Below are 21,686 nucleotides of genomic sequence, written 5' to 3'. Positions count from 1 at the left end.
TCAGCACGAATCGTTCCATCCGAAGCTTGAATCACGATCAAGCCCAAAGTGGAATCCCGAATCTCAACAAGCCTTAGAGCAGCCGCCGTTCCACGGGAACGGCGGCTCACTCTTTGTTTTGACGCAATTCCGGACGGAAAACCGTTACTTTTCCTGGAATTGCTCTCGGTATCGGAATTACCCGCTTAGTCGTCGCCTTCGACGACCCGCAGCCTGAGCTGCCCGGTCTTCGAATCGGCAACGCGCGGGCCGGGGTCGAGTTTCGCGGCCGGCGCCCGTGACGGCGTCTCCGGGCCGGCATCGCCATCGGCCTGCGCGCCGAACTCCAGCGCCTCGATCTTCTGGCCACGCTTGGTCACCTTCGATGTCGAGACGAGAATATCGTCGATGTCCTTGGCTGATTGGCCGAAATGCGTCTGCAGCTTGCGGACCCGCTCGTCGACGCGCGCGACATCCTCCATCAGGCGGATCACTTCGCCCTGGATCAGATGCGCCTGCTCGCGCATGCGGGCATCCTTCAGGATTGCCTGGATGACCTGGATCGACAGCATCAGCAATGACGGCGACACGATGACGACGCGAGCCCGATGCGCCCTTTGCACCACCGCCTCGAAATTCTCGTGGATCTCGGCGAATACCGATTCGGACGGCACGAACATGAAGGCGGTGTCCTGCGTCTCGCCCTGGATCAGGTATTTTTCCGATATGTCGCGAACGTGGATTTCGATATCGCGGCGGAAGGCCTGCGCCGCGACCTTCTGCAAATCGGCGCCATCGGCGGCGCGGATGGCATTCCACGCCTCCAGCGGAAATTTGGCATCGATGGCCAGCGACGGCGCGCCGTTCGGCATCTTCACCAGGCAATCCGGCCGGCTGCCGTTCGACAGCGTCGCCTGGAATTCATAGGCGCCGTGCGGCAGGCCGTCGGCGACGATCGCCTCCATGCGCGACTGGCCAAAGGCGCCGCGCGTCTGCTTGTTGGAGAGGATGGCCTGCAACTGCACGACCTGACCGGCGAGCGACTGGATGTTGCCCTGCGCGGTATCGATGACGGCCAGCCGCTCCTGCAGCTTCGCCAGACTCTCATGCGTGGATTTGGTCTGCTCGGTCATGGTCTGGCCGAGGCGGCCGGTCATGGCGTCAAGCCTCTGGCCGATCGACTGCGTCAGTTCCGCCTGGCGCGCGCCGAACACTTCGGCGATGGCGCCCATGCGCCCCTGCATTTCGGCCTGGGCCTGCAATATGCCGGCCATCCGCGCCTCGGCGTCGCGGGCGTGGTCTGCGGCTTCCGCGGCGGCGACCGCGCGCGCCTTGGCCGACCGCCACAGCGCGACGACGAGCGCCACGAACAGGCCGAAAAACAGCAACGCGCCGAAGGCCAGCGCGTGGCCGAACGTGATTGTCGAGGCGCCAAGCCGTGCGACGGGCTCCGAAAGGATGGTGCTCAGGTCATTCATGTGGACAGCATAGCCGATTCGGCCTGATAGCACAGATCAAAACGTGAACGAGGCTCGGGCGCACCGGTTGACGCCATTCCTGCGAGGTCTTAGGTGGAACGCCATGCCGATCAAGCCGCTCATCATCCTTCCCGATCCAATCCTGCGCCAGGTCTCCAAGCCGGTGGAACGCGTCGACGCGCCCTTGCAAAAGCTGGCCGACGACATGCTGGCGACCATGTATGACGCGCCCGGTATCGGACTGGCGGCAATCCAGGTCGGCGAACCGCTGCGCATGCTGGTGATTGACCTGGCCAAGGAAGACGAAACACCGGCGCCGCATGTCTTCATCAACCCAGAGATCCTGGATAGCGCCGATCAGCGCTCCGTCTACGAGGAAGGCTGCCTGTCGATCCCCGACTATTACGCCGAGGTCGAACGCCCGGCTTCCGTGCGGGTGAAATATCTCGACCGCGACGGCAAGCTGCAGGAGATGGAGGCCGAAGGACTGATGGCGACCTGCCTGCAGCATGAGATCGACCACCTCAACGGCGTGCTGTTCATCGACCATATCTCGAAGCTGAAGCGCGACATGGTGGTGAAAAAGTTCAAGAAGCTCGCCAGGGACAAGGCGCCGGGCAAGTTGGTGGGCTAGGGGGAAATGCCCCTTCGCGTCATCTTCATGGGCACGCCGGAGTTTTCGGTGCCGACGTTGCGCGCCATCGCCGAGGCCGGGCATGAAATATCAGCCGTCTATACCCAGCCGCCGCGTGCCGCCGGACGGCGTGGGCTGGAGTTGACGCCGTCGCCGGTGCAGCGCGAGGCCGAGCGGCTGCGCATCACGGTGCGTGCGCCGACATCCCTCGGGGGCGAGGCCGAGCAGGCCGCTTTCCGTGACCTGCAGGCCGATGTCGCGGTGGTCGTGGCCTATGGATTGCTGCTGCCGAAGGCGGTTCTGGAGGCGCCACGGCTTGGTTGCATCAACGGCCATGCATCGCTTCTGCCGCGCTGGCGGGGTGCCGCTCCCATCCAGCGCGCCATCATGGCGGGCGACCTGGAAGCCGGCATGATGGTGATGCGCATGGAAGAGGGTTTGGACACCGGACCGGTGGGATTGGTTGAAAAATGCGCCATCGACCCCGATATGACAGCCGGCGATCTGCATGATCGGTTGATGTGTGTCGGTGCTGCCCTGATGGTGGAAGCGCTGGCCCGGCTGGAAAAGAACACCCTTACATTTACCGCGCAAGCGGCGGAAGGGGTGACTTACGCCAGAAAAATCGATAAATCCGAGACGCGCATGGACTGGACTCGGCCGGCGGCCGAGGTCCACAACCACCTTCGTGGCCTGTCGCCCTTTCCCGGCGCCTGGTCCGAGATTGACATTGGCGGCCGCCCTGAGCGGCTGAAACTGCTTCGCTCGAGGCTGTCTGAAGGCGTATCGCTTTCGGAAGATTTGGGCGAGTCGGGAGGAATTCTCGATGACCGTCTGACGGTCGCCTGCGGGACAGGCGCGATCAGGCTGGTCGAAGTTCAACGGGCGGGCGGAAGGCCCGCCGCCGCGTCGGAATTCCTGCGCGGAGCCAAGATCGAAAAAGGAATGAAGTTCTCATGAGCATGATGTCGATACGCGCGGCGACGCCGCGGGATCGCGAGGCTATCCGCCTCGTCGAGGAACACGCTTTCGGCCAGCAGTCGGAAGCCGGGCTGGTCGATGCGCTGGTGACCGGCGGCGATGCCGTTGCCGAACTGGTGGCGGAAGAGGACGGCCAGGTCATTGGCCACATCCTGTTTTCGCGCCTGTTCGTGCAGAACGGCGGCAAGCGTTTCGCGGCCGTGGCGCTGGCGCCGCTGGCGGTGGAACCTTCGTTCCATGGCAGCGGCATTGGCGGCGCGCTGATCCGCGAGGCGCATATCCGGCTCAAGGATGCCGGCGAGACGCTGGCCGTCGTGCTGGGCGATCCGGCCTATTACGGCCGTTTCGGCTACAGCCACGCTCGCGCCGAGAAGTTCGAGAGCGAGTATCAGGGCGAGGCGCTGCAGGCGCTGGCCTGGGGCGATGCCCCGGAAGCGGGCAGACTGGTCTACGCCCCGGCCTTCACCGCTCTCGCCGCGTAGCGCAGTCCACCGTTTCACGGAAACGGCGAACTACGTCTTTGTTTTAACGCAATTCCGAACGGTAAACCGCTTCACACTTTTCCTGGAATTGCTCGAGGCGAGAGCTCTGGTCGCAAATGCCGCGTTTTCGCCTCGACATCGAATATGACGGCAGCCTGTTTGCCGGCTGGCAGTATCAGGCCGACCAGCCTTCGGTACAGCAGGCGATCGAACAGGCGATCGAACGGTTCTGCGGCGAGGCTGTCCGGCTGCGCGCCGCCGGCCGCACCGATGCCGGCGTGCATGCCACAGCCCAGGTGGCGCATGCCGACCTCGCCAAGGCATGGCCTGGCGACAAGGTGCGCGATGCCGTCAACGCCCATCTGCAGGCCGCCGGCGCACGTGTCGCGATCCTGAGGGCCATGGCCGTCTCGGACGATTTCGACGCGCGCTTCTCGGCCACCGGCCGTCACTATCTCTACCGCATCCTCAACCGGCGTGCGCCTTCGGCGCTGGAAAAGGGCAAGGTGTGGTGGGTGCCAAAGCAGCTTGATGCCGGCGCCATGCACGAAGCAGCGAAGATCCTGCTCGGGCGGCACGACTTCACCACTTTCCGCTCGACGCAGTGCCAGGCCAACAGCCCTGTCAGGACGCTGGAGCGGCTCGATGTGAGCCGGACGGGCGACCTGATCGAGGTGCGGGCCTCGGCGCGTTCCTTCCTGCACAACCAGGTGCGCTCCATGGTCGGCTCGCTCAAGCGGATCGGCGAGGGCGGTTGGACCGTCGGCGACCTCAAGGCGGCGCTCGAGGCATGCGACCGCGCCGCCTGCGGCCAGGTGGCGCCGCCCGACGGGCTTTTCCTGATTGGGGTCGACTATCCCAGCCAGAATCTGGAAGGCTCTACCCCCGGGTAAAGTCGGAAGGCTTCACCGGGGTGACAGTCGGGAAGCTTTACCCCGGAACGAACCCCGACAAGCTCTGAGCGCCGACATCGTCCGGTACAGTGATGCCAAGCAACATCTGCAGCCCGAACAGCACCAGCAGCGAGGCGATGAACATGCCGACGAAAACGGCGGTGCCGATCGCCGCGCCCCTGCCGATCGTCGCATTGGTCATGCGCCAGGTCAGCACCATCGACAGGGAAAACAACAGCAGCGACACAAGGCTCGAGACCTGGTTTGCCGACGACAGGAAAAGCCTGATCAGCGCCGAGGGCAGCATCAGCCAGGCGGTGATGGCCGAAGCCCAGTTGCTGGCGACGACATAATGGACGAAGCGGCCGCCGATGCCGGCACGCGGCGCGACCAGAGCGAGCGCGACCAGCGGCAGAACCCAGGAGCCTATATCGACCGTCGCCAGGCGCACCAGCATGCTGAAGCGACCCGCGAAGGCATCGGGATCGCCGATCTCATTGGCGATGCCGACCCAGCCGACGATCAGTGCCGGTGCCGCGACGATGATGGCGAAAAAGGAATTCCAGAACCCGTCCGCCGACAGGTCGAGTAGTCGCAGGCCATCGGCCTTGCCGAGCATCAGCCGCCAGGCGCCGGTCAGCGAAGCTTGGGTTTCGTCCGCTGAAAGCATGCTCAGCCCTGCCCGAACCAGTCTGCGATGAAACGCTGGTAGATCCGCGTCAGTGTTTCGAGATCGGCAATGGCGACGCGCTCGTCGACCATATGCATGGTCTTGCCGACCAGGCCGAACTCGACCACCGGGCAATAATCCTTGATGAAGCGCGCATCCGATGTGCCGCCCGAGGTGGACAGCGCCGGTTCCTTGCCGACCACAGCCTTGACCGAGCCGCGCAGCGTTTCGACCAGCCTGTCGTCGCGGGTCAGGAAGACATGGCTCGGCCGGTCGCGCCAGACAAGATCGTAGTCGACCGGCGTCGTCTTGCCCGACCGATACTTCTTGCGCTTGGCGGCCTGGTCGAGGCGGTTGTGGATTTCGGCCTGGACGGTCTCGGCCGTCCAGGTATCGTTGAAACGGATGTTGAAGGTCGCGGTCGCCTTGGCCGGGATGACATTGGTGGCCGGGTTGCCGACATCGATGGAGGTGACCTCAAGATTGGTCGGCTGGAAATCCCTGGTCCCCTTGTCGAAGACAGGATGCAGCAAGGCGTCGACCAGGCTCATCAGCCCACGCACCGGATTGTCGGCAAGCTGCGGATAGGCAGCGTGGCCCTGGCGGCCGTTGACCGTTATGGCGCCGGACAGCGAGCCACGCCGGCCGATCTTGATCATGTCGCCCAGGGTATCGGGATTGGTCGGCTCGCCGACGATCGAGGCGTCCCATGTCTCGCCCCTGGAAGCGGCCCATTCGAGCAGCTTGACCGTGCCGTTGATGGCAGGCCCTTCCTCGTCGCCGGTGATCAGCAGCGAGACGGAGCCCTTGGGGCCGCCATTTGTCTCGACATGACGCGCCACGGCGGCGATGAAACAGGCGATGCCGCCCTTCATGTCGACGGCGCCACGGCCAAACATCTCGCCATTGGCGATCTCGGCACCGAAAGGCGGGTGTGTCCAGGCGGCTTCGTCGCCGACCGGCACGACGTCGGTATGGCCGGCGAACATCAGATGCGAGCCGTTGCCGGACCGCCTTGCATAGAGGTTCTCGATATCGGGCGTGCCGTCCTCGGAGAACACCGGCCGTTCGACCGCGAAGCCGAGCGGCTTCAGCATCGTCTCCAGCGCGGTCAGCGCACCGCCTTCGGCTGGCGTCACCGAAGCGCAACGGATAAGGGCGGCGAGGTTTGCGGCGGGATCGGTCGGCAGCGTCATGGCAAAAGCGATAGTCGAAAGCTGAGGGCCTGTCACGGCCAGACATAGGGGCCAGCGCAATGCCCGACGATACCGCCAACATTATGGTATTCACGTCGTATCGTTACCGGCAGGTGCGGAGCGGCAGGATGGCAAGTGGGGAAAAATGGATCGTCGTCGCCGGCGCGGGCAGCATCGGCTGCTACGCCGGGGGCTGCCTGGCGCTTGCCGGTCGTCAGGTCGTCCTGCTCGCCCGGCCGCGCATCGAGGCAGCGTTGCGGCAGGGCGGATTGCGCATCAGCGACCTTGAAGGCCGCGATCGCCTGATCAAGCCGGAGGCGCTTGGAATCACCGCCGATCCCGCAGCCGCCTTGCCGCAAGCGGACGTCATCCTGGTGACCGTCAAGAGCGGCGCGACGCAGGAGATCGCAGCGCTCATCGAGGCGCATGCCCGCCCGGATGCCATCGTGGTCAGCCTGCAGAACGGCGTCGACAATGCCGACAGGCTGCGCGCCGGGCTTGGCCAGCGGACCGTGCTGGCCGGGATGGTGCCGTTCAATGTCGTGCTATCGCCGGACGGCGAACTGCCGCTCGAGGTACGCCGCGCCAGCGACGGCAAGGTCATGATCGAGAACAGCGACGGCCTTGCCAATCTTCTCGATGTCGAAGGCTTTGCCGTCCAAACCCATCGCGACATGAAGGCGGTGCTGTGGTGCAAGCTGCTGATGAACCTGAACAATGCGCTGGTGGCACTGTCGGACCTGCCGCTGGCAAGCGAACTCGCCGATCGCCGCTGGCGGCTGATCCTGGCCAGCCAGATCGACGAGGCGCTGCGGGCGATGAAGGCCTGCGGCATCGAGCCGGCGCGGATCGCCGGCCTGCGGCCGGCGCTGCTGCCCAAGGTGCTGAGGCTGCCGGACTGGCTGTTCAAACTGCTGGCGCGGCGGATGCTGGCGATCGACCCGCAAGCGCGGTCGTCGATGTGGGACGACTTGCAGCGCGGCCGTCCGACGGAGATCGACGACCTGCAGGGCGCCATTTTACGCCTGGCCGAAAAGGCGGGTACGCCGGCGCCGATCATACGGCACGTGGCGGCGCTCGTGCATCAGGCGGAGGCCGACAGGCGTGGTGCGCCTGGCCTGTCGCCGGATACCGTCAGGGCATGATACCGAAAAGTGTGAAGCGGTTTTAGGACGACATCATGCCCTATTTGGGTGATCGAGAGCCTCGGTCCTCGATCAAGGTGATCTTCTGCCAGATCTTGCGCGACAGGTTCGAGCTCAGATTCTCGATGTCGTTGACGCCGTCGATGACCACGTCGTCGTTGACCGACTGGGCGAACAGGGCGGCGACCTTGCCGGTGATCGACAGCATCTCCGAGCAATAGTCGAGATAACGCGCCAGGTCGGCGGCGGTGGTGAGACGGCGAGCCGGGGAGTGAGCGGTCGGCTTGAAACTGGCCGAAAGCGTCGCCGGGTCCTTGGTGAGCTGGTGCATGTCGATGACGTGGATCAGCGAGCGCAGGCCATGCAGCTGGCGAAAGACCTTCTTGCGCTTGATACGCTCCTCGGTGCGGACCAGGGCCAGAAAACCGAGCACGGCGAGTATGACGGTGTTGATCGAGGCCTCGATGCCTTGCACCGATTGCACGGCATCGTCGGTTCCGGAAATGCGGTCGAGCGGCAGGATGGTGCCGACGAACAGGAAGATCAGCACACCGGCGATGAAGGCCGCGACGATGAGGCCGCGCAGCCACCATATCGGTTCCTCGAGCGCCTTTGCCGCCTTGGCCAGATCGCGCGACAACGACACCAGTTCGGCCGCGACGCCGCGCAAGCCCGCTTCCGGGAAACGGTCGGCGATGCGGCCTTCCAGGCGTTCGGCGGTCTCGACGATCAGTTTCGGATCAAGCGTGCGGTAGCGCATGGCGAGATATCCGCCCCCCCTCATGAATCGGGCCTCAGGGTTGAGCCGGCTCGTTGGTGCGCATGCCATAGCGGTTGGGCCCAGGCTGCCCTGGAAACAGGCACAGCACAAGGAAGGCGACAATCGAGACGACCGGCACGAACAGGATCAGCGCGGCAATGCCTGGTTTGTCGAGGTCGTGCAGCCGCTTTACCGCCAGCGCGATGTTCGACCACAGCGAGGCGACGAAAGCGATGAAGAAGATGAACGACCACATGTTGCTCTCGGCCGAGCCTTCCGGCACCAGCGTGAAGCGGTACAGCGGGAAGGCCTGGATAATGGCGACAAGCAATCCGCCGAGAAAATAGGCCGCGCGGCTGACGCGGCCCGATGTCTTGAAGAAGAGCCAGGTGAGATCTGATCTGTCAGGCAAGCGGGTCCGATCCATATTGATTGGCACCCCTGGTGCCTTCGAGGATGCCGAGCTCGACCAGCAGCCAGATGCCGCCAATGACGGGTACGAAGCCGATCAGCGTCCACCAGCCCGACTTGTTGCGGTCGTGCCAGCGTTTTGCATAGAGAGCAATCGCGAAATAGATCGATGCCAGCGCGACGAGGATGCCGATGATGCCGACCTGGGCGCCACTGGCCGTCGTGAAGCGCGTGCCCAGGATAGCATCGAGGATGAAGGCTATGATGGCTATGATGGCGATCACGACGAATATGTCTATGCCGGCCCAGAATTTGCCCCGGTTGATGCGACCGTCGAAACTTGTCAGCAGATACTTCCAGTCCATGTCACCCCTCCATTTGAACCAGCGCGACCGATTGCCGCGCCGGCGGAAGGTGCGCCCGCTTTGCGGAAAGATCAATCGCGCAGCAGCTCGTTGATCGAGGTCTTGGAACGGGTCTTGGCATCGACGCGCTTGACGATGACGGCGCAGTAGAGGCTCGGGCCAGGCTCGCCATTGGGTAACGGCTTGCCCGGCAGCGAGCCGGCGACGACCACGGAATTTGGCGGCACTTCGCCATAGAAGATCTCGCCGGTGGCGCGGTCGACGATCTTGGTCGACTGGCCGATGAAGACGCCCATGCCAAGCACCGAGCCTTCGCGCACGATGCAGCCCTCGACGACCTCGGAACGCGCGCCGATGAAACAGTTATCCTCGATGATGGTCGGGCCGGCCTGCATCGGCTCCAGCACGCCGCCGATGCCGACGCCGCCCGACAGGTGGACATTCTTGCCGATCTGGGCGCAGGAACCGACCGAGGCCCAGGTGTCGACCATGGTGCCGGTATCGACATAGGCGCCGACATTGACGAAGGACGGCATCAGCACGGCGCCCGGGGCGACATAGGCGGAACGGCGCACGATCGACGACGGCACGGCACGGAAGCCCGCCTTCTCGAAATCGACGGCGCTCCAGCCGTCGAACTTGGACGGCACCTTGTCCCACCAGACGGCCTGGCCCGGACCGCCCTTGATGATCTCCATCGGGTTGAGGCGGAAGGAGAGCAGCACGGCCTTCTTCAGCCACTGGTTGACGTGCCACTTGCCGTCGGCCTGCCGCTCGGCGACGCGGGCGGTGCCGCGGTCGAGCAGGTCGAGAGCCGACTGGATGGCGTCGCGCGTCTCGCCGCGTGTCGCCGTCGAAATGGCGTCGCGTTCCTCGAAGGCCTTGTCGATAGTCTTTTCGAGGCTCGCCAGATCGGGCTTCGACATGATTTCGCTCCATTACCAAGCTGTTAAGGGGCTGCGCCTTAACCTGTTTAAAAGTCGCGCGGACCCTATGTTAAGGCTCAATGAGGGTCAATCGTGGCTGCGTCACGGGACGACGCAAGTAAAGGAATGGACGGGTGGATTCGATGACTCCCATGGAAAAGGCGGGATGGACGCCGCTGCCGCATTCAGACGAGGATCTGGAGCGGTCGAAAAGCGTGCCGGACACACCGCAGACGCGGGCCGAAACCTACCGCCTGGCCTGGAACGATCCCGACTTCATGACGCGGCGCGAACTGCGCGCGGTCAGGCTGCAACTGGAACTCTTGAAGCCGGAAATGATCCTGGCCGAGCGCGGCATCCGCTCGACGGTGATTCTGTTCGGCGGCGCGCGCCTGCCGGAGCCCGGTGGCGAAGCCTGGGCGGCCAAGAACGAGACGCAGAAGAAGAACCTCGAGGAAAACAGCAAATATTACGAGGAGGCGCGCAAATTCGCCCGCCTGTGCTCGCAGCAGTCGGCCACATCGTACTACCGCGAATATGTCGTGGTGACCGGCGGCGGTCCGGGCGTGATGGAGGCGGGAAACCGTGGCGCCGATGATGTTGGCGCGCCGTCGATCGGGCTCAACATTGTCTTGCCGCACGAGCAGGCGCCGAACGCCTATGTGACGCCGGAGCTCTGTTTCAACTTCCACTATTTCGCCGTCCGCAAGATGCACTTCGTCATGCGCGCCAAGGCGGTGGCGGTGTTTCCGGGAGGCTTCGGCACGATGGACGAATTCTTCGAGACGCTGACCCTAATCCAGACCGGGCGCATGGAGCGCGTGCCGGTGATCCTGTTCGGCAAGTCGTTCTGGAAACGGGCGATCAACCTCGACTTCCTCGCCGAGCAAGGCACGATCAGCCCCGGCGACCAGGACATAATCGATTTCGTCGACACCGCCGACGAGGCCTGGGACATCATCAGCCGCTTCTACAAATTAGGGGAGTAAGGCAGTAGAAGAATTGCGCTCGAAGCGGAGACTGGAAGCACTGTGTTTGCCTACTCCCTATCCCCTACTGCCTACTGCCTCACTCTTGTTGCCCTACCCCCGCGACTATCCCTGTCAGGAACCCGGCCAGGTCGTCGGTGACGAAATCGACGTCGTCCTCCTGCGCGGGGTCGCGTTCCCATATCTCGGAAAAAGTCGGCTCGAAATTGCGCGGCACCACGAGAACGGTGGTCATGCCCAGCGACTTCGGCACGGCCAGGTTGCGGGCCAGATCCTCGAACATCACCGCATTGTGGCCGGTGACGGCGTGCAGTTCGGCGAACTTCTCGTAGGTCTGGCGGGCGGGTTTGGGATTGAGATCGGCCGCGACGATATCGAAGATTTCGTCGAAATGATCTAGGATGCCGAGCTGGCGCGCGGTGCGCTCGGCGTGCTTGCGGTCGCCATTGGTGAAGATGAACTTGCGGCCCGGAAGCTGGCGGATGGCGGTGCCCAGGACCGGGTCGGGCACCAGCCATGAATAGTCGATGTCATGGACCTTCTCGAGAAAATCGTCGGGATCGATGCCGTGGCGCGTCATCAACCCGTTCAGCGTCGTGCCATATTCGAGATAGAGCTCCTTCTGCAGCTTGCGCGCCTCCTCGCGCGGCAACGCCAGCAGTTCCCCGACATAGGCGGTCATCTTGACGTCGATCTGCGAGAACAGATTCGAATGGTGCGGATAAAGCGTGTTGTCGAGGTCGAAGACCCAATCGGTGACATGAGCGAAGCGGGCGGGATCAGGGAGCGTGGTCATGCGCTCCTTATGGCATGAAACGGGAATTCTGGAAGGAACTTTATCCACAACTTCCGCGCGCCGGCAGTGGCGGAAATGACCCCACCATTCAAATTTTAAGCAACCGGGAAAGGTGGCCTTCAGGGCTTGCTGGCACAGAGGCATACCTGTGGGAGCCCGCGATGAACAGCATCATTCTGAAATCCGCCGCCGTCGCTTTTGCCTCCGTCGCCGCCTCTCTCCTGCTGACGCTGATCATCGTTCCGGCCATGGGTTTCCCGATCAACCGGACGATCTGGCTGACCTCGACGCTCTGTCCGCTTGTGCTTGCGTGGGTGGCCTGCGTCAGCACCTTCTGGCAGAGTGACCGACTGCAGAACGCGCACCGCGAACTTGCCCGCGCCCATGCCGAACTCGCCGCGGCGCACCGCCGCCTGGCGGAAAAGGCGAGCCGCGACGACATGACCGGCATGCTCAACCGGGAAAGCTTCTTTGCCGCCCTGGACGGTTCCCGGCGCAAGTCGGACCGCGGCTCGCTGCTGATCATCGACGCCGACCATTTCAAGACGATCAACGACAATTTCGGGCATCTGACCGGCGACGACGCGCTGCTGTTGATCGCCAGCGCCATCGAGCGCGGCGTGCGCAGCGGCGACGTGCTCGGCCGCATCGGCGGGGAGGAGTTCGGCGCTTATCTTGTCGGAGCCACCGAGCAAGAGGCCAAGCGCGTTGCCGAGCGGATCCGCCGCGAGGTCGAGCTGATCCGCTTCCGGCCTGTCGATGAACGGACCATTCCGCTGACCGTCAGCATCGGCGGCACGGTCTGCGGCGAGGATGTCAACGTATCGGAGCTGATGCGCGCCGCGGACCGGCGCCTCTACCAGGCCAAGCACCGGGGCCGCAACCAGACGATCCTCGGTACGGACATTTCCGAGGCCGCGTGAGCGGGCCGGCCTGGCAAACCCGACCCGTTAGGGCTGGAAGCCGGCTCGCGGGAGTTCAGCGACAAGCCGCAGGATTTCTACCGTGGCACCAAGGTGCACGGTGATATCCGTCTGAGTGGCCAGGGACTTCCGCGCCCGCGACGGGCGCGGTTGCCGGTCAGGTCAACGGTTTGTTGATCGCTGTCAGGTCGGCGCGGTGATGCAAAAGCGTGAGGGCGCCTATGCCTGCCGCTCGGACCTGCCGAAACGCCGTTCCAGATAGGCCTGGCCGAATTCCAGCGCGATCGAGAGTATCCAGTAGATCATCGAAGCGGTGATCAGCATCTCGATATGGCGGAACTCCGTCTGGCCCATCGTGCGGGCGAGATACATGATCTCCCAGACACCGACGACGGATACGAGCGAGGAATCCTTCAGCATGGCGATGAATTGATTGCCGGTGGGCGGGATGATGACGCGCATGGCCTGCGGCAGGATGACCAGCGCCATGGTCTGACCCGGGCTCAGGCCGAGCGCGGTCGCGCCTTCGCTTTGTCCGCGCGGGATGCTTTCGATGCCGGCGCGGAAGATCTCGGTCATGTAGGCGCCATAACACAACGACAGCGCCAGGATGCCGGCCGGCACCGCGCCGATCACGTAGCCGACCTGCGGCAGGCCGAGATAGATGATGTAGATCTGCATCAGCAGCGGCAGGCCCCGAAACAGCGACGTGTAGAAGGTCGCCAGCCCGAAAACGAGGCCGTTGCCGGTCAGCTTGGCGATGGCGCCGACAAGCGCGATCGTCGTCGCGATCAGGATCGAGATTGCCGAGATGTAAAGCGTCGTGGCGACACCCTGGGTGATCAGGAAGCCGACCTTCCTGGCGATAAAAGCGAAGGAGAGGTCGAAGGAGTAGAAGAACAGCATCAGCAGCGCGAACAGCTCGATCCAGACGCCGGCGATCTGCTGGCGTCGCGGCAGGAGCAGCAGCAGCTTGCAATTCACCAACACCAGGAGCGCGATCAACACGGCGGAAAGGGCGCGCGACAGGGCCGGGTTGGCCTGCAACCAGTCGGATGCAACCGGCATCAACGAGCCGATCCAGCTCGACTTGATGCCCATGGTGTAGAGGGCCGCTGCCAGCAGTGCCGGAACAAGCACGGCCGCCGCACGGCGGGCGATCCCTGGGTTGGAGAGCATCAGCCTGCCGATCATGCCGCCACCTTGTCTTTGGCGGTGGCGCGGCGTTCCCGCCACCAGTCCTGCGCCTGCAATTTCCAGTAGGTGACCTGCGCGGCGGCCAAGCCGGCGGCGCCGCCTGCCCAGCTCAGCCCGAACGGCGCGAACTGCCGGTACCGGTCCGAAACGCCCAGAATGCCTTCAGCGACGAGTTTTCCGGCAATCGCCGTGGTGTTGAGGCCATGGCCACCGAAAGCGGTGCAATACCAGACACCCGGCTGCAGTTCTCCGATCTGGGGCATCAGATGCCGGGCATAGGACATCAATCCGGACCAGGCCAATTCGGTCTTGAGGCCGGCGAGCTGCGGGTAGGTGCCGACCATCTCACGGCGCAGTTCGCGCGCCAACGCGTCGGCGGAAGCGGCGCGCGTGGTGATGCGCCCGCCCCACAAAAGGCGATTGCCGCTTTCGACCAGACGATAATAGTCGCCGGCCCGCCTGTTGTCGCCGACTGCATCCGTCGTGGCGACGGCCTGCGCAATGAGGCGGGGAGCCGCCTCGGAAACCATCACATAGGTCGCGATGGGCAGAAAGGCGCGGTGTAGCTGGCCGAACACTGGACCGGTGTAGCCGCCGGTTGCCAGCACGACATGGGACGCCCGAAGCGTGCCCTGTCCCGTGTGGAGCATCTTTCGCGTCCCGGACAGGTCGCATTGCACCACCTCGGAACTCTCATGGATCTTGCCACCCAGGCGCTCGATCTCGTCGGCCAGGGACCGCAGATAGTTCAGCGGATGGATGTGAAAGGCGTTCGGGTCGCGCAGGCCCTGATGGTAGCGAGCAGACCTCAGCACCGAGCGGACGGCTTCCGTGCCTAGATATTGAAGCTCGTAACCGTGGTCGCGCACCATCTGCTCGGCATAGGCCTTTAGCGCGTCGCCGTCGTCGTAACGCAGGACACTGAGCAGGCCGGCGCGCGGCATGGCGGCGGCTATTGCCAGCGCCTCGATGGTGTCGCGCACGAATTCGACGCCCTCGATCGACAGCCGGTGCAGTCCTCGCGCCGCCTCCCTGCCGACACGCGCGGCAATGGCCTCGCCGCCGGTGGCGAAGCCGGGCGTGACGAAACCGCCATTGCGGCCGGAGGCGCCGAAACCGACAGACTGGGCTTCCAGCACGGCGACATGCAATCCGGCGCGCGCCAGCTGCAGCGCTGTCGTCAGACCGGCCAGTCCCGCACCGACGACGGCCACCTCACATTGCGCATCGCCCTGGAGAGGAGGCCTCGTCTTGCGGTCGATAGCGGTGCGGGCATAGTAGGTGTCGGGATAGGCCATCGGCGACTTTGCGGTAAGTGACGGTGCATTTGGCGGGGTGACGCCCGCCGGCCGCCAGACGGCAGCCGGCGGAATTATCTCACTTGGCGCTGTAGTCCTTGCCGTACCACTTCGTGGTCAGCGCGGCGAGCGTGCCGTCCGTCTTCAGCTCGGCGATGACGCCCGCGACCTTTGCCGTCCACTGGGGGTCGTTCTTCTCGGCGATGACGACGAGCGGTTCGCGGAAAGCGTACTCGCCTTCCAGGATCTTCACGGGATAGCCATTCTTGATGGCGTTCTGCGCCGTCTGTTCCGGCGCGATCACGGCATTCAGGCGCACGCCGTCGCCAAGCCTCAGATCATCGAAGGGAAGCATGGAATCGGCGAAGGTGCGGATCTCGCCCGGTTCGAGCTTGTACTCGACGGGAGGCAGGCCGGGGGCGTCGATTTCGAGCTTGCGGCGGATGAAGTCCTCCGAGGTGGTGGCCGTCTCGACGCCGATCACCTTGCCGTTGAGATCGGCGACAGACTTGGCGTTGCTGTCCTTGTGCACGACGTAGACATAGGGGCTGTAATAATAGATACCGACAAAATTGATCACCTTGGAACGGGCCTTGGTCGGCGTGACCGATCCGACCCCGAGGTCGTAACGTCCCTGCCAACGTCCGCCGGTCAGCGTCGCCCAGTCGGGCGTTTCGAACGAGACCTCGACACCGAGCCGCTTGCCGATCTCGCGCGAGACATCGATGTCGAACCCGGCGAGTTCGTTGCTGTCGTTGAGGAAGCTCTGCGGTGGCCAAGCCGCGTTTGTCGCGACGACCATCGCCTTCTTGGACGTGACGCGGTCCAAGGTTTCCCCGGCCATGGCTGCCGTTGTGACCGCGAACGTCGCGGCGGCAAGAACGGCGAATTCGAGCAGCTTTTTCAAAGTTATCCCTCCCTCGTGTTTGAAACTGACATGATGCGTGACGGGCGTCGGACCCCAGTGCTTTCGGCCGCAAGGTCAACGCGGACCAGGTTTCGATTGTGCCCACCACAGCCGAAGCTGGTTCCCTCCGATGGACCGGCGTTTGTTACGTCTGACAGTCGGGTCGCAAAAAGAAGGGTTCTACCCGGCGAAATGCCGGATAATGGCGATCGTGCAGTCATTGCGCGCCTCGAGGCGGCATAATGCCGGATGTTGCGCCCAGCACCGCCGGCTTGAGCCTTTGCTCAGGATTGTCGCCGGGGCGGTTCAACCGATAGGATCGTGCCGACCGATTTGACCGTTCCAGCGCCGACCGTGCGAGAGGATTTGATTGTGGAATTGACCGAGAAGGACCGCCAGTTGCTCGCGCTGATGCAGAAGAACGCGCGCGAGCCGGTCGCATCGTTGGCACGTCAGCTCGGCGTATCCAGGACGGCGCTGCAGGAGCGGATACAGAAACTCGAGGCGAGCGGGATCATCGAAGGCTATGCCGTGCGGCTGACCAAGGCGGCGGCCCAGAATTCCGTCCACTGTTTCACCTTCGCCGCCCTGAACAACAAGAGCTACCCGGACGTCTCCAGAAAGATCAAGGCGATGCCGTCGATCCAGGCGGTCTTTGCCATAACCGGCGAATGGGACCTGATCATCCACCTTGCCGCCGACACGCTCGAGAAGCTCAACCGGGAGGTGAATGCCGTCAATGAAATCAACGGCGTCGTTAAAACCGCTTCCCATGTGGTGATGGAAACGAAGTTCAATCGCAACATCTACGCATTGTAAGCCAGACGGGGTAAGATGGGCGTCGCGCCAACGGTGCCAGACACCGGCGCCGCCGAAGCCTCCAAGAAGCCGTCCGCGGCATACCGGCGGCCGAGAGAAGGATCGGCCGACCGGGAATTTGTGCCGACGTGATGTCACCTCGGCCGGTCAGATCCGGCCCAGGGGCTATACCGTCGCCGGGTCGAGTGCCGGCTGGTCCTTGCGGCGCGCGACGATCGCCTGGAAATCCGCGGTCTGGAAGGCGTCGCGCAAAACGTCGAAGGACGGCAGCACGAAATAGGCGCGCTGGAATTTGTCGATCTCGTAGCCGGTGCGCATCACCGTTTCGAGATCGAAGGGCACATGATGGGCATCCTTGCTGTCGACAGCGAACTGCAATTCGGTAAAGGACGACATCAGGCCGGCGCCAAAGGCCTTCAGCGGCTGGCCAGCCTCCTGGATCAGGCCATATTCGGCCGTGTACCAGTAGAGCCGGGTGATCATCTCGTCGCCGCCGAGCGCGATGATGTCGCCGGCCTTCTTGCCATACATCTGCATGAAGTCGGCGAATACCGGCTGCGACAGCACCGGCACGTGGCCAAAGAAATCATGGAACATGTCGGGCTCGACGATGTAGTCGAGCTCCTGCCTCGTGCGCAGCCAGTTGGTGACCGGGAAGCGGCGGTTGGCGAGATGATCAAAGAAGGGGGCGGCCGGAATGAGGCCCGGCACAGCGACGATCCGCCAGCCGGTCAGCTCGCGCAGCTTGGCGCTGACGTCCTCGAAATCGGGAATGCGATCGAGCAGGCCGAGCTTCTCGACGCCATCGAGATAGGAGTGGTGGGCGAGCTTGCGCGTCAGTTCGGTCTGGCGGTCGCACAGCGTGCGCCACACCGCCTGTTCCTCGGCGCTATAGTCATAGCCCTGCGCCACGGTGAAATCGGCACGGCAGACTGAATAATCGCCGCGCAACCCCTGCGCCGCGCAGTCGCGGGCATATTCGGCAACGCTCATCGTCGTCATGGTTTTTCTCCTCACAAATCATGAATGGCGAACGTGCCCGAAGATTAATCGGATTTCCTGAGGCAAATCGGTTTTGATGATGGATCGAACGGCGTATTCTGGATAATATTCACTCAAGGGGCGCCTATAAGGAGTGAAAATGCCTCAGTTCGACGATTTCGAGATCAAGATGCTCGATGTCCTGCAACGCGACGGACGCAAGCCTGTCTCCGAGCTGGCGCAGGAGATCGGCCTGTCGACGACGCCGTGCGCGCGGCGCTTCGAAGCGCTGCGGGATGCCGGCGTCATCAAGGGCTTCGCCGCTGTGATCAGCCGGCGCGCGGTCGGCCTGATGGTCGAGGTGTTCATCCAGGTGCGCCTGGTCAGCCACAGCGACGGATCGCCCGAGAGCTTCATTGCCGCGGTCCAGCGCATGGACGAGGTGTCGTCATGCTGGACGATGACCGGCGACCATGACTTCCTGCTGCATGTCATGGTGCCGTCGGTCGACGACCTCAACGCTTTCGTCATGCACCGGCTGATGCGGCTCGACGGCGTGCGCGACGTCCACACGCAACTGGTGCTGCAGAACATCAAGGGACCCGGCCACGTGCCGCTCGGGCATCTGAAGCGCTGAGGCCGCTTCCGGTTTTTTGCGGAAAAGCTGCACGCAAACTGCTGGGATCGGCCCATTCGGCGCCCGGCGCGCCGGCCAGCATGAACGGACCAGCCAGCGAGGAGGTCCGTCATGAAAATCGTCCTGATCAACCCACCGCATACCGCCATCGGCAGCCGCGTGCCGGACGACCATCTGCCGCCGCTCGGCCTGCTGGCGATCGGCGGTCCGCTGATCGATGCTGGCCATGACGTGCGGCTCGTCGATGCCGAATTCGGGCCGATGCCGCTCGACATGGTGGTGCGCGACGCGCTGGATGACCACCCCGACTTCGTCCTGATCGGCCATTCCGGATCGACCTCGGCGCACCCGACCGCCCTGCTGATCGCTGAAATGATCAAGGAGCGCGAACCCGCCACCATCATCATCTATGGCGGCGTCTTTCCGACCTATCATTGGCGCGACATACTGGCGGCGACCGACGTCTTCGACTTCATCGTGCGCGGCGAGGGCGAGGCAACCGCTGTGGCGCTGGTCGAGGCGCTGGAAATGCACCAGCCGCCGGCAAGCGTGGCCGGCATCGCCTATCGTGACGACCTTGACCGGCCTTTCGCCACACAGGCGGCGATGACGATCACCGAGCTCGACGCCTACCGCGTCGGCTGGGAACTGATCGACCACCCCAAGTACAGCTACTGGGGCGGCAAGCGCGCCGTGGTCATGCAGTTTTCGCGCGGCTGCCCGCATCTGTGCAATTATTGCGGCCAGCGCGGCTTCTGGACCCGCTGGCGGCACCGCGACCCCGTGAAGTTCGCCAGGGAGATCGCCTGGCTGCATCGCGAGCACGGCGTCGAACTGATCAATCTGGCCGACGAGAATCCGACGGTTTCGAAAAAGGCCTGGCGCGCTTTCCTGGATGCGATGATTGCTGAGAACGTGCCGGTGCTGATCGTCGGATCGACGCGTGCCGACGACATCGTGCGCGACGCCGACATCCTGCATCTCTACCGCAAGGCCGGCGTCATCCGTTGGCTGCTCGGCATGGAAAACACCGACGAGCATACGCTGCAACTGATCCGCAAGGGCGGCAGCACCTCATCCGACCGCGAGGCGATAAGGCTGCTGCGGAAACACGGCATCCTGTCGATGGCGACCTGGGTGGCAGGCTTCGAGGACGAGGGGTTTCGCGACCTCTGGCGCGGCTTTCGCCAGCTCCTCGCCTATGACCCCGACCAGATCCAGGCGCTTTACGTGACGCCGCACCGCTGGACGCCGTTCTTCAGGATCGCCCGCGACCGTAAGGTGATCCAGCAGGACGCGCGGCTGTGGGATTACAAGCACCAGGTGCTGCACATGACGCGGCTGAAGCCGTGGATGCTGTTCTTCAGCGTCAAGCTGATCGAGCTGGCGGTGCAGTCGCGGCCGAAGGCGCTGGCGCGCATCCTTTTCCATAGGGATCCCGAGCAGCGGCACTCGATGCGCTGGTATACGAAGATGGGCCGGCGCGTGTGGTTTCGGGAAGTCTGGGGGTTTCTGATGACGGACCGCCGGACGAAGGATGGTCCGACACTCGCCGCGTTCTGGGGCGCGCCGCAGGACGCCGAGGAGGAATCTATGGCAGTTCCGCGACCAGCGCGAAAAGCGGCGGCAGTCGCGCGGCGCCTGAGCGGTCCTCTTCCGCGTTCCACCGCCGGAGGCCGGACCAACCCTGGCCGTTGACGGGCAATGCGCTAACTTTGCAATTGGGCCGCTGGCTACCGGCAGGAGGAAGCGATGAACCTTGTCACGTACAAGAAGATGAAGGGTGACCGGCAGATGCCTTGGGGAAAAGGCACTGTCGTGACGGGAGCCAAGGGATATGTCTTTCTTGCCGGCAATACAGGCACCGCCGAAAATTACGATCCGTCCAGTGGCAAGGGCGGTGCCGTTGGTGACGCAGCGACGCAATGGCGCTCCATTCTGATGAACATCAAATCAGATCTGGAGGAGCTCGGCAGTTCGCTCGAACACCTCATCAAGATCACTCAATACGTCACGGGACCATTCCCGAACGGAGGTGCCCTCAGCTCGCCAAATTTTCGGTTGGACGTGATGGATGAATTTTTCGCCGAGCACTGTCCCAAGCATTGCAGCTACAACAATCCGCCACCGTCGGAAGTGATCGGAGTCGCCGCACTCGCCCATCCCGACCTCGTCGTCGAAATCGTGGCGGTCGCGGCCCTGCCGGATTAGGCGCGTGTCAGCCAGCGCTGTCGCCGCACCACCTCAGGGCACGATCAGCGTGCCGGCGCCGTGCTCGGTGAAGAGTTCGAGCAGTACGGAATGCGCGGTCTTGCCGTTGAGGATGACGACGCCCTCGACACCGCGCTCGATCGCTTCGATGCAGGTCTCGACCTTGGGGATCATGCCGCCAGAGACCGTGCCGTCCTTGATCAGCGCCCTGGCCTCGGCGACGGTCAGCTCGTCGATCAGCTTCTTGTTCTTGTCGAGCACGCCGGGCACGTCGGTCAGGAACAAAAGGCGAGAGGCCTTGCAGGCGCCGGCGATGGCGCCGGCAAAAGTGTCGGCATTGATGTTGTAAGTGTGACCGTCGCGGCCGGGCGCCACCGGCGCCAGCACCGGGATCATTTCGGAGCGCGCCAGAAGGTCGAGCAGCGTGCGGTCGACTTCGACCGGCTCGCCGACGAAACCGAGATCAAGCACCCGCTCGATGTTGGAGTCCGGGTCGATCATCGTCTTGCGCGCCTTTTCGGCGAACACCATGTTGCCGTCCTTGCCACACAGGCCGATCGCCCATTCGCCCTCGGCGTTGATCAGGGCGACGATCTCCTTGTTGATCGAGCCGGCCAGCACCATTTCGACGATCTCGACCGTCTTCTGGTCGGTGACGCGCAGGCCGCCCTCGAATTTGGATTCGATGCCCATCTTGGTCAGCATTGCGCCGATCTGCGGCCCGCCGCCATGGACGACGATCGGATTGACGCCAGACTGCTTCAACAAAGCAATGTCGCGGGCGAAGGCCTTGCCGAGTTCGCTGTCGCCCATGGCGTGGCCGCCATATTTCACAACGACCGTCTTGTTCTCGTAGCGCTGCATGTAGGGCAGCGCCCGCGACAGGAGGGCGGCTTGCATTTCGGCGGTGGCGGCGACGTCCGTCATCGGCATGGTTCCCGGCTTTGGATATGTATGTCGTCGTCCCAAAACACCTGAGCACCTTTGGGCGACATGCACGTGGAAAGA

24 protein-coding genes are annotated in these 21,686 nt (G+C 63.7%); 11 read left to right on the top strand and 13 right to left on the bottom strand.

The features are described 5' to 3' along the window. Positions 1-185: 185 nt before the first annotated feature. Complete coding sequence (locus FJ930_RS24905; RefSeq protein WP_141840498.1) at positions 186-1,457, bottom strand: DNA recombination protein RmuC; 1,272 nt, start codon at positions 1,455-1,457, stop codon at positions 186-188. A gap of 103 nt (positions 1,458-1,560) precedes the next feature. Here FJ930_RS24905 and def point away from each other — a divergent pair, with 103 nt between their 5' ends. The 4 genes from def to truA all read left to right on the top strand — a co-directional run bounded on the left by def (position 1,561) and on the right by truA (position 4,447). Further along, positions 1,561-2,091, top strand: a complete 531-nt coding sequence (gene def, locus FJ930_RS24900; protein WP_140609879.1) for a peptide deformylase — start codon at positions 1,561-1,563, stop codon at positions 2,089-2,091. Between the two features lie 6 nt (positions 2,092-2,097). Further along, positions 2,098-3,051 carry a methionyl-tRNA formyltransferase gene (fmt, locus tag FJ930_RS24895; protein WP_141840497.1) on the top strand — a complete coding sequence of 318 codons (954 nt, stop codon included), beginning with the start codon at positions 2,098-2,100 and terminating at the stop codon, positions 3,049-3,051. Further along, the gene (locus FJ930_RS24890; protein WP_140609877.1) at positions 3,048-3,554 is read left to right on the top strand and encodes an N-acetyltransferase; all 507 of its coding nucleotides are present in this window, start codon (positions 3,048-3,050) and stop codon (positions 3,552-3,554) included. Before fmt ends, FJ930_RS24890 begins: the two co-directional genes overlap by 4 nt. 116 nt (positions 3,555-3,670) lie before the next feature. After that, positions 3,671-4,447, top strand: a complete 777-nt coding sequence (gene truA, locus FJ930_RS24885) for a tRNA pseudouridine(38-40) synthase TruA (RefSeq protein ID WP_141840496.1) — start codon at positions 3,671-3,673, stop codon at positions 4,445-4,447. A 37-nt stretch (positions 4,448-4,484) separates the two neighbouring features. Here the strand turns inward: truA and FJ930_RS24880 are convergent, their stop codons facing one another. Together FJ930_RS24880 and dapE are read right to left on the bottom strand one after the other, a co-directional pair. Continuing rightward, positions 4,485-5,117, bottom strand: coding sequence for a transporter (locus FJ930_RS24880; protein ID WP_141840495.1), 633 nt, complete (start codon positions 5,115-5,117; stop codon positions 4,485-4,487). Positions 5,118-5,119: 2 nt separating this feature from the next. Further along, complete coding sequence (gene dapE, locus FJ930_RS24875) at positions 5,120-6,313, bottom strand: succinyl-diaminopimelate desuccinylase (RefSeq protein WP_141840494.1); 1,194 nt, start codon at positions 6,311-6,313, stop codon at positions 5,120-5,122. A gap of 128 nt (positions 6,314-6,441) precedes the next feature. Between dapE and FJ930_RS24870 the strand changes: the two genes are divergently transcribed. Next, positions 6,442-7,458, top strand: coding sequence for a 2-dehydropantoate 2-reductase (locus FJ930_RS24870; protein WP_141840493.1), 1,017 nt, complete (start codon positions 6,442-6,444; stop codon positions 7,456-7,458). 40 nt (positions 7,459-7,498) lie between these two features. Here FJ930_RS24870 and FJ930_RS24865 read toward each other — a convergent pair whose 3' ends face one another. The 4 genes from FJ930_RS24865 to dapD form a co-directional block, all read right to left on the bottom strand. Continuing rightward, positions 7,499-8,218, bottom strand: coding sequence for a hypothetical protein (locus tag FJ930_RS24865; RefSeq protein ID WP_140743946.1), 720 nt, complete (start codon positions 8,216-8,218; stop codon positions 7,499-7,501). Between the two features lie 34 nt (positions 8,219-8,252). Continuing rightward, entirely contained in the window at positions 8,253-8,630 is a 378-nt protein-coding gene (locus tag FJ930_RS24860) for a DUF805 domain-containing protein (RefSeq protein WP_246677015.1), read from the bottom strand. Beyond that, positions 8,623-8,994: a DUF805 domain-containing protein gene (locus FJ930_RS24855; RefSeq protein ID WP_141840491.1), complete on the bottom strand. Its 372-nt coding sequence runs from the start codon at positions 8,992-8,994 to the stop codon at positions 8,623-8,625. Before FJ930_RS24855 ends, FJ930_RS24860 begins: the two co-directional genes overlap by 8 nt. Positions 8,995-9,065: 71 nt before the next feature. After that, the gene (gene dapD / locus FJ930_RS24850; RefSeq protein ID WP_141840490.1) at positions 9,066-9,920 is read right to left on the bottom strand and encodes a 2,3,4,5-tetrahydropyridine-2,6-dicarboxylate N-succinyltransferase; all 855 of its coding nucleotides are present in this window, start codon (positions 9,918-9,920) and stop codon (positions 9,066-9,068) included. 143 nt (positions 9,921-10,063) lie between these two features. Here dapD and FJ930_RS24845 point away from each other — a divergent pair, with 143 nt between their 5' ends. Next, complete coding sequence (locus FJ930_RS24845; protein ID WP_140744105.1) at positions 10,064-10,909, top strand: LOG family protein; 846 nt, start codon at positions 10,064-10,066, stop codon at positions 10,907-10,909. 79 nt (positions 10,910-10,988) lie between these two features. On the opposite strand, the gene FJ930_RS24840 is transcribed toward FJ930_RS24845, so the two are convergent. Next, entirely contained in the window at positions 10,989-11,705 is a 717-nt protein-coding gene (locus FJ930_RS24840; protein WP_141840489.1) for a pyrimidine 5'-nucleotidase, read from the bottom strand. A gap of 161 nt (positions 11,706-11,866) precedes the next feature. On the opposite strand from FJ930_RS24840, the gene FJ930_RS24835 reads away from it, so the two are divergent. Next, on the top strand, positions 11,867-12,628 hold the full coding sequence (locus tag FJ930_RS24835; RefSeq protein ID WP_141840488.1) for a GGDEF domain-containing protein: 762 nt from the start codon (positions 11,867-11,869) through the stop codon (positions 12,626-12,628). A 219-nt stretch (positions 12,629-12,847) separates the two neighbouring features. Here the strand turns inward: FJ930_RS24835 and FJ930_RS24830 are convergent, their stop codons facing one another. The 3 genes from FJ930_RS24830 to FJ930_RS24820 form a co-directional block, all read right to left on the bottom strand. After that, positions 12,848-13,822: an amino acid ABC transporter permease gene (locus FJ930_RS24830; RefSeq protein WP_141840487.1), complete on the bottom strand. Its 975-nt coding sequence runs from the start codon at positions 13,820-13,822 to the stop codon at positions 12,848-12,850. Continuing rightward, positions 13,819-15,123, bottom strand: coding sequence for an FAD-binding oxidoreductase (locus FJ930_RS24825; protein ID WP_141840486.1), 1,305 nt, complete (start codon positions 15,121-15,123; stop codon positions 13,819-13,821). Before FJ930_RS24825 ends, FJ930_RS24830 begins: the two co-directional genes overlap by 4 nt. Before the next feature lie 79 nt (positions 15,124-15,202). After that, positions 15,203-15,967, bottom strand: coding sequence for a transporter substrate-binding domain-containing protein (locus FJ930_RS24820; protein WP_246677017.1), 765 nt, complete (start codon positions 15,965-15,967; stop codon positions 15,203-15,205). A gap of 435 nt (positions 15,968-16,402) precedes the next feature. On the opposite strand from FJ930_RS24820, the gene FJ930_RS24815 reads away from it, so the two are divergent. After that, positions 16,403-16,849 (top strand): Lrp/AsnC family transcriptional regulator, encoded by a 447-nt coding sequence (locus tag FJ930_RS24815; protein WP_246677014.1) that lies wholly within the window; start codon positions 16,403-16,405, stop codon positions 16,847-16,849. A 165-nt stretch (positions 16,850-17,014) separates the two neighbouring features. On the opposite strand, the gene phhA is transcribed toward FJ930_RS24815, so the two are convergent. Beyond that, the gene (gene phhA, locus FJ930_RS24810) at positions 17,015-17,851 is read right to left on the bottom strand and encodes a phenylalanine 4-monooxygenase (protein WP_141840484.1); all 837 of its coding nucleotides are present in this window, start codon (positions 17,849-17,851) and stop codon (positions 17,015-17,017) included. 139 nt (positions 17,852-17,990) lie between these two features. On the opposite strand from phhA, the gene FJ930_RS24805 reads away from it, so the two are divergent. From FJ930_RS24805 to FJ930_RS24795, 3 genes are all read left to right on the top strand, one after another. Continuing rightward, complete coding sequence (locus FJ930_RS24805) at positions 17,991-18,467, top strand: Lrp/AsnC family transcriptional regulator (protein WP_141840483.1); 477 nt, start codon at positions 17,991-17,993, stop codon at positions 18,465-18,467. A gap of 111 nt (positions 18,468-18,578) precedes the next feature. Further along, the gene (gene bchE, locus FJ930_RS24800; protein WP_141840482.1) at positions 18,579-20,165 is read left to right on the top strand and encodes a magnesium-protoporphyrin IX monomethyl ester anaerobic oxidative cyclase; all 1,587 of its coding nucleotides are present in this window, start codon (positions 18,579-18,581) and stop codon (positions 20,163-20,165) included. 54 nt (positions 20,166-20,219) lie between these two features. After that, the gene (locus tag FJ930_RS24795) at positions 20,220-20,678 is read left to right on the top strand and encodes a RidA family protein (RefSeq protein ID WP_140743922.1); all 459 of its coding nucleotides are present in this window, start codon (positions 20,220-20,222) and stop codon (positions 20,676-20,678) included. A 33-nt stretch (positions 20,679-20,711) separates the two neighbouring features. On the opposite strand, the gene argB is transcribed toward FJ930_RS24795, so the two are convergent. After that, positions 20,712-21,605, bottom strand: a complete 894-nt coding sequence (gene argB / locus FJ930_RS24790) for an acetylglutamate kinase (protein ID WP_140609858.1) — start codon at positions 21,603-21,605, stop codon at positions 20,712-20,714. Between the last annotated feature and the right edge of the window lie 81 nt (positions 21,606-21,686).

It is taken from the genome of Mesorhizobium sp. B2-4-15, assembly GCF_006658505.1.
Taxonomy (GTDB): domain Bacteria; phylum Pseudomonadota; class Alphaproteobacteria; order Rhizobiales; family Rhizobiaceae; genus Mesorhizobium.
This window is presented reverse-complemented; position numbering and strand designations above follow the sequence as displayed.

Bases quoted from the DNA above. Each gene is read 5' to 3' on its own strand.
- FJ930_RS24905 (WP_141840498.1), bottom strand. From the start codon at position 1,457: ATGAATGACCTGAGCACCATCCTTTCGGAGCCCGTCGCACGGCTTGGC.
- def (WP_140609879.1), top strand. From the start codon at position 1,561: ATGCCGATCAAGCCGCTCATCATCCTTCCCGATCCAATCCTGCGCCAG.
- fmt (WP_141840497.1), top strand. From the start codon at position 2,098: ATGCCCCTTCGCGTCATCTTCATGGGCACGCCGGAGTTTTCGGTGCCG.
- FJ930_RS24890 (WP_140609877.1), top strand. From the start codon at position 3,048: ATGAGCATGATGTCGATACGCGCGGCGACGCCGCGGGATCGCGAGGCT.
- truA (WP_141840496.1), top strand. From the start codon at position 3,671: ATGCCGCGTTTTCGCCTCGACATCGAATATGACGGCAGCCTGTTTGCC.
- FJ930_RS24880 (WP_141840495.1), bottom strand. From the start codon at position 5,117: ATGCTTTCAGCGGACGAAACCCAAGCTTCGCTGACCGGCGCCTGGCGG.
- dapE (WP_141840494.1), bottom strand. From the start codon at position 6,313: ATGACGCTGCCGACCGATCCCGCCGCAAACCTCGCCGCCCTTATCCGT.
- FJ930_RS24870 (WP_141840493.1), top strand. From the start codon at position 6,442: ATGGCAAGTGGGGAAAAATGGATCGTCGTCGCCGGCGCGGGCAGCATC.
- FJ930_RS24865 (WP_140743946.1), bottom strand. From the start codon at position 8,218: ATGCGCTACCGCACGCTTGATCCGAAACTGATCGTCGAGACCGCCGAA.
- FJ930_RS24855 (WP_141840491.1), bottom strand. From the start codon at position 8,994: ATGGACTGGAAGTATCTGCTGACAAGTTTCGACGGTCGCATCAACCGG.
- dapD (WP_141840490.1), bottom strand. From the start codon at position 9,920: ATGTCGAAGCCCGATCTGGCGAGCCTCGAAAAGACTATCGACAAGGCC.
- FJ930_RS24845 (WP_140744105.1), top strand. From the start codon at position 10,064: ATGACTCCCATGGAAAAGGCGGGATGGACGCCGCTGCCGCATTCAGAC.
- FJ930_RS24840 (WP_141840489.1), bottom strand. From the start codon at position 11,705: ATGACCACGCTCCCTGATCCCGCCCGCTTCGCTCATGTCACCGATTGG.
- FJ930_RS24835 (WP_141840488.1), top strand. From the start codon at position 11,867: ATGAACAGCATCATTCTGAAATCCGCCGCCGTCGCTTTTGCCTCCGTC.
- FJ930_RS24830 (WP_141840487.1), bottom strand. From the start codon at position 13,822: ATGATCGGCAGGCTGATGCTCTCCAACCCAGGGATCGCCCGCCGTGCG.
- FJ930_RS24825 (WP_141840486.1), bottom strand. From the start codon at position 15,123: ATGGCCTATCCCGACACCTACTATGCCCGCACCGCTATCGACCGCAAG.
- FJ930_RS24820 (WP_246677017.1), bottom strand. From the start codon at position 15,967: ATGGCCGGGGAAACCTTGGACCGCGTCACGTCCAAGAAGGCGATGGTC.
- phhA (WP_141840484.1), bottom strand. From the start codon at position 17,851: ATGACGACGATGAGCGTTGCCGAATATGCCCGCGACTGCGCGGCGCAG.
- FJ930_RS24805 (WP_141840483.1), top strand. From the start codon at position 17,991: ATGCCTCAGTTCGACGATTTCGAGATCAAGATGCTCGATGTCCTGCAA.
- bchE (WP_141840482.1), top strand. From the start codon at position 18,579: ATGAAAATCGTCCTGATCAACCCACCGCATACCGCCATCGGCAGCCGC.
- FJ930_RS24795 (WP_140743922.1), top strand. From the start codon at position 20,220: ATGAACCTTGTCACGTACAAGAAGATGAAGGGTGACCGGCAGATGCCT.
- argB (WP_140609858.1), bottom strand. From the start codon at position 21,605: ATGACGGACGTCGCCGCCACCGCCGAAATGCAAGCCGCCCTCCTGTCG.